The sequence below is a fragment of the Streptomyces aurantiacus genome (assembly GCF_001418335.1).
Taxonomy (GTDB): Bacteria; Actinomycetota; Actinomycetes; order Streptomycetales; family Streptomycetaceae; genus Streptomyces; species Streptomyces aurantiacus.
The window spans coordinates 17,212-28,808 of record NZ_LIPP01000221.1 but is presented as its reverse complement, the minus strand read 5'-3'; the positions used below and the strand labels follow the sequence as shown (position 1 = coordinate 28,808).

The window sequence follows — 11,597 nt, the reverse complement described above, 5'->3', positions numbered from 1 at the left end:
TCCCGGCTCACCCTCACCGTCGAGTCCGAACGCCTGATCGCGTTCGGGGACGGGATGGAGGGGGACTCGCTGGAACTGACGTGGGGGCAGTCGGTGCGGGTGGGGGTCTGTGGGCGGCGGTTGCGGTTGGTGGGATGAGCCGGTCACGCACGACCGCGAGGACGCCGAGAGAACGTATCGAACTCCCGTAACGCCCGGGCGAGTTCACGCTTGCGGTCGGGGTGGTCGTCAAGGGCCACCACGGCGTCGAAGAGGTCCCACAGCGCCTGCACGTGGTACCGGACGAGCCCGGTGAGAATCCCCGCGACATCGGTGCGGGCCTTGCTGTGACGAGGCAGCATCCCCGTGACGTCCGGGCTCAGCGCGCCGACCACTGTCTGGCGCTCACTGGGGTCGTTCATCAGCGGATAGGCCAGCAGGGCGTCCACGGCCCGCCGCAGCGGTGAGGCCGACCGCTCCTCGGTGTCCTCGGTGGCCTCGGCGTCCCGGCTCACCGCCGGCAGGATCTCGGTACGCTCCGGGCTCTGCAGCCGAATCTCGGGGTGCTGAAGCGTGCGGCCCCTTTCCCTGAGGGCCGCGACCCGAGCCCGTACGGCAGGAAACAACTCCTCCGGATCGGGCAGCGCGGGCAGGGCAGGGGCACGGTCCGCGAGCAGCCCCAGGAGGATGTCGGAGAAGAGCCCGGTGGCGCGCACCGGATCGTTGACGGCGACCCTTCCCCGGCCCGCCGCACGCAGCAGGGTCTGCCGGTGGACCGCGGTGCGTCGGCCCATCGGCAAGGCGTCGGGCGGCAGTTGCTCCCGGAAGGCGAGGTCCTCCTCGAACGACTCGCAGGCGTCCACGATCCACAGTTGCTCGGTGAGGGCGGGCACCGCGTCGCCGGCGTACCGGGCGAGCGCGGAGTCCAGGTCGATGCCCAGCTTGTCGGCCGTCGTGGCGTCGGCGGTGAACAGTCTCAGCCGGCCGGACCGGTCGAGGACGCCGTGCCCGCCCCACCACACCCACAGCACGTCGCCCCTGGCCTGCGACAACTCGCGGACCAGGACGCGTCGCAGGGTGGCCTGGTCGGCCGCCGCGTACGGGACTTCGGGGACGTACGACGGCAACGGCGCGAGGTGCAGCCGGAGTTGGGCGTCCGGCACTCCGGCGGCACGCAGCATCCGATGCAGGGCGACGGCGTCCCGGGCGGGCCCCGGCAGGCTCCAGTCCTCCCCGGCGTCGTAGGCCTCGATCCCGACGATCAGGGCGTACACCCGGGAGGGGTCGATGGGAGGCAGCACGGCGGAGCCCTGCTCCGTGACGGCCGGGCCGGTCATGGCAGGCGGTCCACGATGTGCCGGTAGACCACCGGGTTGGTCCAGTACGCGCTGTGAGCCGCCGGGAACGGCTGCCCGCTGTCGACGGCGACATCCGTGACGCGCCCCGGGAACAGCCCCTCGCCGAGGTAGCCGAGCAGGTCGCGGGGGTCGTACAGGTTCAGCCAGTCGGGGACGTGCGGCGGAAGCGGGTCAGGATGTTCGAGAGAGGGCAGCGAGCCGGATTCGTACAGGAAGGGGCCCTGGGAGCCGGCCGTCACCAGGAGCCGGACCTGCGGAAGCGGCGCCGAGATCAGGGTGTCCAGGGCGATGATGCCGCCGAGGCTGTGACCGATGAGCGTGACGGGCGCCTCCAGACCGGCGACGAGCGTGCGCAGGTCGGCGCGGACCGCGTCACCGCGGCCGAGGTAGCGCAGAATGTCCCCGGCGGCGGGGTGGGCGGCCTCGGTCAGGGCGCGCCGGCGGCGTACGACAGCGCGGGAGGCGGCGGAGCCCGCCGTCCGCAACAGCAGGGTACGTACTCCGCGTTCCGCTCCCGGGGGCGGTGCGCCGAGGACTTCGGCGAGTTTGTCGGTCAGGTCGTCCCGTGTCTCGCCGATGGGCACAAGAGGCGTGTCCTCGTCCAGGGCGTCGACCACGACGCGGGCGACCAGGCTGCGAGCGACGAGAACCGCCAGGACGTCGGGATCGAGGACGTCGGCGACAGGGCCCAGCAAGGGATGGCCGGCCAGATCCGTGGCGGCGTGTGCGAGGCCGGGGCCCGACTCCGGGAAGGCCGCGTCGCCCTGCGCGGCGAGGGTGGCCAGCTGAGTCCGCACCTTCAGGTGTGGCGGTACGAAGCCGGGCGGCCGTTCGCCGGGTGCTTCCGCGCCTGCCGCCGCAAGGCGGAGTTCGGCGTACGGATCGGCATAGAGCACGGCCCAGGCCGCGGTCGTGTCGTCGTCGGCCGACGTGGCAGGCGCCTCGGCCGAACCACGCGCTGTGCTCTGCGGATACGGATGCGGTGGCAGACTGGCCCCGCCCGCGGCGAGAGTGGCGCCGTGCGTGCCTCCCCAGTAGTACGGCACGATGCGCAGCCCGTCCCGCAGCGCGGTGAGCCCTGCCGCGACGCGCCCCGCCAACGCGGTGAAACGCGGCTCGCGTACACCTGTCCCGTGGATGAAGACGACGGCCGACATGTGCCCTCCCCCGATGGCGCCGGATGCCTGCTGCACGACATGCGCAACCGCTGTCGTGACCTCAAGTAACCCATATCCTGGGGCACTTTGGGGCTCAGTGCTGTGGCTGCATCAGTTCGGGGCGGGCCAGCATGCGGCGGGAGGTTCTCCCCGGGGTGATGGCGGCACGGGCGACGATCCAGCCCGAGAGCGCGTGCGGTTCGGCCGGGTCGGTGGCCAGCGCATCGGCATACCGGGCGAGCGCCGTGGCCGGGTTTCCGGCGGCCAGGTGTTCATCGGCGGTGCACGGCGCGCTCGGTCGGTCGGCGAACGCATAGGTGCGTACGTCGGGCCACGACTCGCGGTCGGCACGGAAGGGCACGTCGGTCCGGTCGTGCGCCGCGAGGGACTCCGGGGAGACGTTCCGCAGCCGCCATTCGGTACGGTGCAACGCGGCGGCGGTACGGGCCCGGTCGAGGGCGGACCGGTCGACCGGCTCGCGCAGCCAGCCGTCGAGCGTCCGGGCGAGCCCCGCGACAAGCTCACGTCCCTCGACGGTGAGTCGGCCGCTCCCCAGCAAGGTGCGTACGACCAGCCGGCCCTGCAGCCGGCGCAGTGCGAAGTGGTAGGCGGCGGTCTCGGCATGCTCCGGGTCGATCAGGCGTTCCCGCCAGAAGCCTGCGACGCCGATGAACGCGTACGCACCGTGCAGGAGCCCTGTGAGGTGCCGCGGATCTGCGCGCCACGGGGCGTAGTAACGCTCTTCCCGGTCGTCGTCGAGAAGGGGGAACAGGTGCAGCAGCGCGGCCAGCTTGCTGTGCTGGAACTCGTGGACGAAGGCCTCGGCGAGAGCCAGTGAGGAGGAAGGACGGGCGATCACCATGGCGCCGTAGGAGTCACCGCTGGTGGCGGAGACCCGCACGTCCGGGGGCGGCGGCGGTGTGCTGCTCGTCCGCCCCCACGGGACCACGGCCCGGATCACCGCCGGGTCGAGCCGGCCCGGCCCTGATCCCCGCCCCGCCCCGGTGACCAGGCCCGCGGCTTCCTCGAACATCTCCTGCCATACGGCGGCCTCGTCGCTGTCCAGCCGGGCCGGAGCAATGGGCTCGTCGAGATCACGGTACGGATCCAGATCGTCGAGCGGAACGGCACCGGTACCCGCACCGGTACCGGCATCCGAGGGCCCGGAGTACGTGAGTGTGCGCAGCGGAACCCAGCGTGGTCCGCTGCCCGCAGGATCGCTCTCCCCCGGAACGCTCTTCCCCGGAGCGGGAACCGCCGAGGGACGGCAGGTGAGCGAGGTGCCCGGCCGGGAGACGTCCGCGGCCCCGGCCTCGTGGAGCGTCAAGGTCAGCTCACCGTCGCTCGCCCGCGCCCTGCCGATCGTCACCCCGACTCCGGTCCGGGCGAGTTGCGCCATACCCAGACCAGGGAGGTGCAGCGCACCGTCGGTGAGCGGAACCAGCAGGTCCGCCTCAGTGCGGGCGCGTAGCGCCGCCGCGACGGCCAGCGCTCCCAGCCGGCCCGCCTCCGCCCACAGAGGCGGCCCTTCCGAGGCGCCGTGGATGCGCCGCAGGACATGCGCCAGCCAGCTGCCGACCTGGGGAGCGAGGATGAGTTCCTCGACCGCTTCAGGTGTTCTTCCGGCCGCGTCCCACAGGACTCGCCAAGCCTCGGAGTGGGCGGTGAGTGGTGTCGGCAGGGATTCGAGGGACGCGTGGAGCGTCCGCAACAGGAGAAGCCGCCGTACTCGTTCGCCGCGATCGAGGAAGGCCAGCGCCTCCGACGAGCCGCCACCGGTGGCGAGTTCGGCGAAGAGATGTCCTGGCATACGAAGCGGAGGCTGGGGCTGCACCTCGCTACTCCGCTCTCCCCGGCTCGCCGCCACCCCGCATACTGCTGCGCGGACGCAGTACTTCCGCCAGGATCCGGTCGGTGCGGCCGAGCGGCGACAGGGTGCCGAAGGCCGTGAGGGGCAGGTCGGCGAGGTCGGCCAGATCCGACTCCCAGGCCGGGACGCAGCTGCCTGAACTGGTGGTACCGGCGGCAGTCCGGACGTCGGGCGCATGGGTCAGCGGGCGGCGCAACGTGCCTTCCCTTCGTTCTCGTGGCGGCGTACGGGGCACCCGTGCAGGTGTGTTACGGCAAAGCCTCGCCAGATCATCGCACATCATCCCAAGGGGCAGTCCGAGGTCAGCCCAAGGGCACCTTCGGGCCTCTCAGAGCGGCATCGGTGCCATGTCGCACTCGATGCGCCGCAGCTGCCGTACCGCGAGGAGCCAGGGGTGGTCCGACCGAACGGCGACGGCGAGCGTCTCCGCCGCGGACCGCTGCAGTGCGTCGGCCTCGGCGCCCCGCCCCAGACCCCTGAGGTCCAGGGCAAGGTTCCCCGCGCAGGCCAGTGTCAGCGGATGCCCCTCGCCTGCGACCTGCCTCAGCAACGGCAGCGCCGTCGAGTCGACTTCGTGCGCACGGCCGAAGTCGAGTCGTGCGTAGGCGGTGTTGGCTCGGCCGAGGGCCACGGTCAACGTCGTCACATGGTGCGGGCCGACGGTCTGGGCGAGCCGTTCGGCCGCCTCGTCCTCCAGAGCTCCGGCGGCGTCCAGATCACCGAGAACACGCAGAGTGGCGGCAAGTCCGGCGCGGGCGACGAGGGTGTGAGCGTGGCTCTCGCCCAGTCGCCTGCCCAGACGTCGCATCGTGTCCTCGCCCAGTTCGCGAGAGCCCATGAGGTCGCCCATGAGCCGGCGGTCCACGGTCACGTCGACCGCTGTCCACAGGGTCTCGACATAGTCCCGCCCGTACCCGGTCACGAGGTGCCGCAGCGTCTCCTCGGACAGTTTGGCCGCCTCGTCGATCACTCCGTCCCTGCGTCTGCAGACAGCCAGGTTCCGGGCGATGCGCAGGCTGTACGGGTTGTCGTCACCCAGCGATTCACGCGACCGCCGGTACACGTCCTCCAGGAAGTCACGCGATCCCGGGTAGTCACCGCACTCCCTCATGTCGATGGCGAGACCGTTGAGGGTGTTGAGGGTCAGGGTGTTGTCGGGTCCGAAGAGCAGTTCACGCAGCCTCGCCGTCTCGCGGTCCAGAAACAATGCCTCTCGAAACTCCCCGCGCAGCCGCAGGGAGACACCCCAGCTGTGTGCCGCTGTCAGCGTGTACGGCTCCTCCGGCCCGAAACGCTCCCTGAGGTCCTCGGTCGCCCCCCGGTCCATCTCGCTCGCCTCACGGAAGCGACCTTGATAGCGAAGGGCGTCAGCCATCTGCGTCATGGCGTCCATGAGGTCCTCGGGGTCGACCGCCGCCCGACGGCACACTTCCAGGATGCGCTCGTTGAGCACGATGGACTCCGCGATCTCACCGACGACCCGCAACAGGAACGCGAAGACCTTCGCGATCCGGATCACGTGGGTGTTCTCCTCCCCCGTGGTCGCGAGCCAGGATTCGTAGGCCTGCCGGGCGAGGTCGACGGAGGTCTCGTAGTCACCCCAGTAGTACAGGAACATGACGGTGGAATAGATCAGCTCACGGGTCCACTCGTCCGTACTGTCCACCGCCTGGGAACTGAGCACGTGTGGCAGCAGCGCCTGGTAGGCGGGCCACTCCCGCGGAGAGGTGGAGAGCCCCGGTTTCACCGCCGACAGCAACTGGTGGGCCGCGTCCCGCATGCGGTCGTGTTCCTCGTCGCTCAGCTTGGCGAGCAGCACCTTCTGCAACAGCCGGTGCATCTGCAGCGTGTCGGAGCGCAGGTCCAGTCTCACCAGGGAGAACTGACTCAGGTCGCGGATGGCCCGGCCGAGTTTGAACGGCTCCCGCAGGATGGGGTTGACCTCGGGTGAGATGTCGATGCCACGACTGCCACGCAGTACGGAGAGAGGCACGGGCTCGGGGGCCATGCACGCGCAGATGTCGATGAGCTGACGGGCACCCGGGCTGTTCTCCTTGATCCGCTCAAGAGAGATGTCCCAGGCCGCCGCGACGGAGACCGGATAGTCAGGTGCCGGATCGAGGTCGAGTACCTCAGGGCTGCGCTGCTCCAGCAGATCGAGGTAGTCGGCGACACGCATGCCGGTGACGGCATGCCATGCCCCGGCCTGTTCCACGGCGAGCGGCAGATCGCCCAGGGCCGCGGCCAGCCGGTCGGCATCACCCTCGGACAGGTCGGGAGAGCGTTTCTGGAGCAGTTCGACCGATTCCTCACGCACGAAGACGTTCACCGGGAGCGGTGTGGCCACCCGCTCCCACTCGCGGTTGCGTGAGGTGACAATGATTTTTCCGGGGCCGTTGGCCGGGAAGTACGAGCGCACCGCTTCGACGTTCTCGGCGTTGTCGAAGACCAGCAGCCAGTTGTCGTACGGCGCTCCGGTGCGCAACGCCTCGATGACGGCGGGCACGGCGGTGTTGGCCGGAGGGGGACCTCCGCCTTCCTGGCTGACCGGGACGATCCGCAACTGGGCTGCCAGGATGGCGAGCGCGGTCAGGATGAGGCTCTCCCGCTCCGCGGGGATCCAGCAGATCACGTTGTAGTCCTGCTGGTGCCGGTAGATGTACTCCAGCGCCAGCTGGGATTTGCCGACGCCTCCCATGCCGTGCAGGGCGTGCGGGAGAACCGCCGCGGTGTCCTGGTCCGCGAGCTGCTCCTCGACAGCCCGCAGCAGGGCGGTGCGTCCCACGAACGACGTGTTCCGCAGGGGGACGTTCACCAGCTGAGCGGGTCCTCCGGTGGTCTTCGTCTTCATGCCCGGCCTTGCCTCCGATGGGTCCCCGGTCCTGGTGGAACGGTCGCCGTGCTCGTGATGGGGTGATTCCCCGCTCGATGACGTGTTACCGGCCGAATCACCTGGCATCGTCGACGTACCGAGGGACGTGACGGTGGTCTCTGTCTCGATGCGCCGGGCCCGTTCGGAGTACGGCCCGGCCAGCGCGCGCAGCACCGCGAGTTCGGACTGCCGCCAGCCTCGTGCGCTCGGATCGGGCAGCGTGGTTCCCGCCGGGTCGCGAAGCGCGGCCCGCAGTGCGACACCGTGTTCCCCCGCTGCGGGCAGCTCTCCCAGAATGCTGACGACACCGGCCAGTTGGCTGCGCGTGGTCGTGGCCAGCAGCGCTTCCCGGACCCCTTCGGCGAATTCCGGACGTTCCGTGCCGAGACCGCTCCAGTCGATCAGGCCACCCATCAGGATCTCGGCGACGTGCTGCGGGCCCGCGTCCGGCATGGTCCGCCTCCGCAGCTGCTCGATGAGGTCGAACTCGAAGGGCGCCGCGGCGAGTTGCGTCGCGAGCCGGCGGGCCGCCGGGGTCGCCAGGGTGAAGAACCGGCGCACCGCCGCGGCAGCGGCACGAGGCCGGCGCGGGGCGCGCAGCCCCGGAGCCGGCGCGCCCTTCTGGAGGGCTCCGGTCACCACGACGGGCAGGCCCCGGCGCACCCCGCGCTCCCCCGTGACCAGGTCGGCCCAGGCGGCTATGGATCCCGCCTTCAAGGACAGCACGGGAACGGGTACCGAACCGCCGTCCGCCGCGGGCAACGGGCGCATCGGGTCGGGGCCGTTTCTCGGCGGTCCCAGACCCAGGCAGCTGTTGGCCGCTCCCAAGCCACCTGCTTCCAGTACCGCTCCATGCGGATAGAGCGAGGAACGGTGCCGCATATGGGGCGGCAGCAGGTGCACGACGGCCGTGGGACCGGCCCTGCCCAGACGGTCGAGCAGGCGGTCGGCCGCCGATTTCGCCCAGCCGTGCGCGAGACCGTCCGTCACGACGAGAAACAGCCGGTCTCCCCTGCCGTTGAGGATCTCCCCGGGCTCCGCCATGGTGCGCGCGGCGTTCCAGCGCAGTGCCGGCTCACCCGTCCGTGGCACCACCACCTTGACGGTGCGTACCGCACGGAAGGCGCCGCTGTGTTCGGCGGCGGCCGACAAGGCCGCAGTCTCTTCTCCCCAGATGCGCATCGTGGGCGCGTCGTCGATGAGGATGACCAGGTCGAACGCGATGGCGTCGGCGGACCGGAACCACGGCATCCACAGTTCGTCGGAGACTCCCCGCTCCGCCGTGGTCTCCTCGTCCAGTTCCACCGCGTCGCGGGACGGCACCTGACGGGCCAGCAGATGGAGGGCACGGGCCAGCCGGGCCGAGCGGGCGCCCTGTCCCGGGGCGGCGGATCGTGGCCGGGGAAGAACGGGCGGGCCCAGACGTACTTGCTCGGGGCCTTCCGGGTCGGGAGCCGGCAGCCGGCGCCGAACGGTGGTCGCGTCGTCGCCAGGTGGTTCCAGTGGTATGTCGGGGGCCCGTGGGGGCGATGGCGCAGGCTCCGTGCCGTCCTTCGGCTCGCTCCTGTCGGGCGGTTCCGTGTCGACGACGGGGCGCCCGGTGCGGATCCAGTGCGCGCCCAGCCAGAGGGCATCGGCGATTTCCTGCCAGTGTGGAACCGACTCCGGCTCCGGCTCCCGAGCGGCGGGCAGTGCCCGCTCCTGCGGCAACGGCGCGAAAGGCTGCGGTCCGTCTCCGTCTTCGCCGGCACCGGGTGCGCGCTCCGGGGGTAAACCGTCCATTCAGCGGCCCTTTGCGAGGTCGCGCAGCAGCATTTCCATGAGTTTACGCCCACCCCCTTCGGCCTGGAAGCTCCCTGCCGTGGTCAGCTGGACGGCGTTGAGCAACTGGTCGAGGGAGTGCGTACCACCCGCCTCCACCTTTTCGACGAACTGGTCGACCAGGGCCTCGACATCCGGCGGATGTGCCCTGACATGGCTTTCCACGATGGCGAGCAGTTGTTCACGGGTGGGTGTGCGCATCTCCAGCGGAAGGCAGCGCCTGCGGAATGCGGCGGGGAATTCCCGTTCCCCGTTGCTGGTGATCACCACGATCGGAAACTCACGGCATTCCACCCGTCCCTGCCGTACCACCGCGTACAGTCCCGGGTCGCTGGTGTGCACTCGCGCGCTTTCCAGTGCGTCGCGCACCAGCTCCGGGACTTCGTAACTGCCGTTCTCCAGAACGTGCAGCAGATCGTTGGGCAGATCGATGTCGCTCTTGTCGAGTTCGTCCACGAGCAGAACGCGCGGACGGTCGTGCGGCAGCAGCGCGGTGCCCAGGGCACCCAGCGTGATGAAGTCGCCCAGTGCGGGCGTCAGGGGGCCCTCCTGGTCACCGTCCGGGGCAGTCACCGTACCGGTCGCGCTCATGCCGGCCCGCCATGCGGCGATGGCCTGCGCGCGCCCGAGGGCGTCGTGGGCGTACAGCCCGTCGCGCAGCGTGGTCCGGCTGACGATGTTCCACTCCAGCACACGTCCCAGGCCGAGTTCGCGGGCTATCAGGTAGGCCAGCGTGGACTTGCCCACCCCCGGTGAGCCGGTGATCAGCAGGGGGCGACGCAGCAGCAGAGCCGCGTTCACGATGTCGATGCTGTCCTCGTCCAGTTGCGGTACGGCGTCGGCCCGCCCCAGCCGGCGCAGAGCGGCCTCCTCGTCGTCGCTCGGCAGGGGACGCGTCGGGGCGCCACGGAATCTGCGCCACGGCGGCGGCTCGGGCAACTGGGGCGGCGGGCCGCTCGGGACGACGCCGGTGGCGTGGAACACCCGCCAGTCCTGTGGCTTTCCAGTGTTTCGCCCGCTCATCCCGGGGTCTCCTCACTGCGGCTGTCGTCAAAGGCGCCGTCGCCGTCGGGTCCGTCGTCCACGTAGGTCTGAATGTCGACGAGCCGATGCGGGTCGTCCCAGAGGAAGGCGATGTGCCGGCCCAGCAGGAGCGGGCCCTCGGCATGCAGTTCCGCCCCGCGGCGCAGCCGGTGGACGGCGAGCGGGATCTGCGTCGACGCGGGTACGGCGGCGAAGACCGCCGTGACCACTTCGCGCTGTACCTCCTGGAACTCGCCTCTGCGGTCCCAGACCGCGAGCCCGATTCCCTCGGCGATGGTCGCCTTGAGCGCCTCGGTCGCGGCTCCTCCGTCCGGCGCGTCGAGCACGACCGCGGTACGACTCGGTTCCGCGGCCAGTGAAGCCTGCCACTCGTCGAGCGGCGTCGCGTCACGCCTGCGCCAGCCGTGGACCACGATGCCGTTGTTCTGCAGCGTGTCCCAGCGCTCCAGCCATTGCGATCTGACCAGGGTGTCGTCCGTGCGCATCCGCTCCAGGCTCCGCAGGTGCACCCCGTACTTCAGGCCCAGGGACAGGGGCTTTCCGTCGCCGGTCCTGAACTTCATCCCGGCGACGTCATGGTTGAGCAGGTCGTAGGGGAGCACGAACTCGACGTACGGGGGCACGGGTTCCGCGCCCGTACGGGCCTGCTTGTGCTGTGCCGGCAGCAGTCGGACGACCTGCCGCAGTGCGCGCTCGACCGCCGGGGCGAGGCCTTCGAGGCTGGTCGTCTCGGGTTCGGCCGGCTGCGGCTGCCACCGGCCCGGCACGGTGTTCAGCCACGGGCGGACCACGATGTCACCGGAACCGTCACGCGCGGGGTCCACCGCCACGACCAGGCACCGTGGAATCGTCGGATCGACGCCGACCGCGGCGCGCTCGGCCTTGCGCCGCTCCAGTTCCGCAAGCAGGCCGGCGTGGTCCGCCCAGCGACGGGTCCAGGCGGACAGGGCGAGTTTCCGGCCCGGAGCCTCCGCCAGCTCGGCCGCGTGATCCATCAGCAGGACGGCCGGGGGAACTCCGTCGGGCTGGACGTTCAGCTCCAGCACGTGGGTGAAGAGCTGGAGCACCGAGAAGCCTGACGGAAGGTCGAGGTGCAGCTCTCTGGCCAGAGCGTCCCGTATGCCGACCTCGGGCAGTTTCGGCTCCGCCGCCGCGAGAAGCGTGAGGGCGGAACGGACGTCTTCCCGGGAGAGCGGACCGGCCAGTGGCCCGGTCAGTGGCCCGGTCCGGCCGTCGTGCTCCGGCACGGGTACGAGCAACCGCTCGATCCTGGCGGCGCCAGGGGCTCCCTCGAAGACCCGCACCACCTCCACCAGCACGCGTTCCCCGCCCACGACGCTCAACGCCGCACGCGCGAGCGCGATGGCGTCCTCACGCTGTTTGGTTCCGCGAACATCGACACGATGGTTCAACTGCTCGGAGAGCAGCCCCGCGAAGTACACCCGGCCCGGCTGGTCTTCCAGACAACTCAGGCCGCAGAGCGCCTCGGTCAAGCG

General features: G+C 70.7%; 7 protein-coding genes. All 7 read right to left on the bottom strand.

The genetic code is table 11. From position 1 onward, the window contains the following. Nucleotides 1-143: 143 nt before the first annotated feature. Nucleotides 144-1,316 (bottom strand): caspase family protein, encoded by a 1,173-nt coding sequence (locus tag AOK01_RS26905; RefSeq protein ID WP_055516103.1) that lies wholly within the window; start codon nucleotides 1,314-1,316, stop codon nucleotides 144-146. Further along, the gene (locus tag AOK01_RS26900; protein ID WP_055516101.1) at nucleotides 1,313-2,494 is read right to left on the bottom strand and encodes a hypothetical protein; all 1,182 of its coding nucleotides are present in this window, start codon (nucleotides 2,492-2,494) and stop codon (nucleotides 1,313-1,315) included. The genes AOK01_RS26905 and AOK01_RS26900 overlap by 4 nt, the downstream gene beginning before the upstream one ends. 94 nt (nucleotides 2,495-2,588) lie before the next feature. Further along, a complete protein-coding gene (locus tag AOK01_RS26895; RefSeq protein WP_055516099.1) occupies nucleotides 2,589-4,304 on the bottom strand; it encodes an aKG-HExxH-type peptide beta-hydroxylase in 1,716 nt (571 codons plus the stop codon). A gap of 28 nt (nucleotides 4,305-4,332) precedes the next feature. Next, nucleotides 4,333-4,560 carry a hypothetical protein gene (locus AOK01_RS26890; RefSeq protein ID WP_055516097.1) on the bottom strand — a complete coding sequence of 76 codons (228 nt, stop codon included), beginning with the start codon at nucleotides 4,558-4,560 and terminating at the stop codon, nucleotides 4,333-4,335. Between the two features lie 132 nt (nucleotides 4,561-4,692). Further along, nucleotides 4,693-9,018 carry an FxSxx-COOH system tetratricopeptide repeat protein gene (gene fxsT / locus AOK01_RS26885; protein ID WP_055516094.1) on the bottom strand — a complete coding sequence of 1,442 codons (4,326 nt, stop codon included), beginning with the start codon at nucleotides 9,016-9,018 and terminating at the stop codon, nucleotides 4,693-4,695. Then, a complete protein-coding gene (locus AOK01_RS26880; RefSeq protein ID WP_055516092.1) occupies nucleotides 9,019-10,080 on the bottom strand; it encodes an AAA family ATPase in 1,062 nt (353 codons plus the stop codon). After that, the gene (locus AOK01_RS26875; RefSeq protein ID WP_245702429.1) at nucleotides 10,077-11,594 is read right to left on the bottom strand and encodes a VMAP-C domain-containing protein; all 1,518 of its coding nucleotides are present in this window, start codon (nucleotides 11,592-11,594) and stop codon (nucleotides 10,077-10,079) included. Before AOK01_RS26875 ends, AOK01_RS26880 begins: the two co-directional genes overlap by 4 nt. Nucleotides 11,595-11,597: the final 3 nt, after the last annotated feature.

Excerpts from the sequence above, each read along its gene's own strand:
- AOK01_RS26905 (WP_055516103.1), bottom strand. The coding sequence starts at position 1,316 with ATGACCGGCCCGGCCGTCACGGAGCAGGGCTCCGCCGTGCTGCCTCCC.
- AOK01_RS26895 (WP_055516099.1), bottom strand. The coding sequence starts at position 4,304 with ATGCCAGGACATCTCTTCGCCGAACTCGCCACCGGTGGCGGCTCGTCG.
- AOK01_RS26880 (WP_055516092.1), bottom strand. The coding sequence starts at position 10,080 with ATGAGCGGGCGAAACACTGGAAAGCCACAGGACTGGCGGGTGTTCCAC.
- fxsT (WP_055516094.1), bottom strand. The coding sequence starts at position 9,018 with ATGGACGGTTTACCCCCGGAGCGCGCACCCGGTGCCGGCGAAGACGGA.
- AOK01_RS26900 (WP_055516101.1), bottom strand. The coding sequence starts at position 2,494 with ATGTCGGCCGTCGTCTTCATCCACGGGACAGGTGTACGCGAGCCGCGT.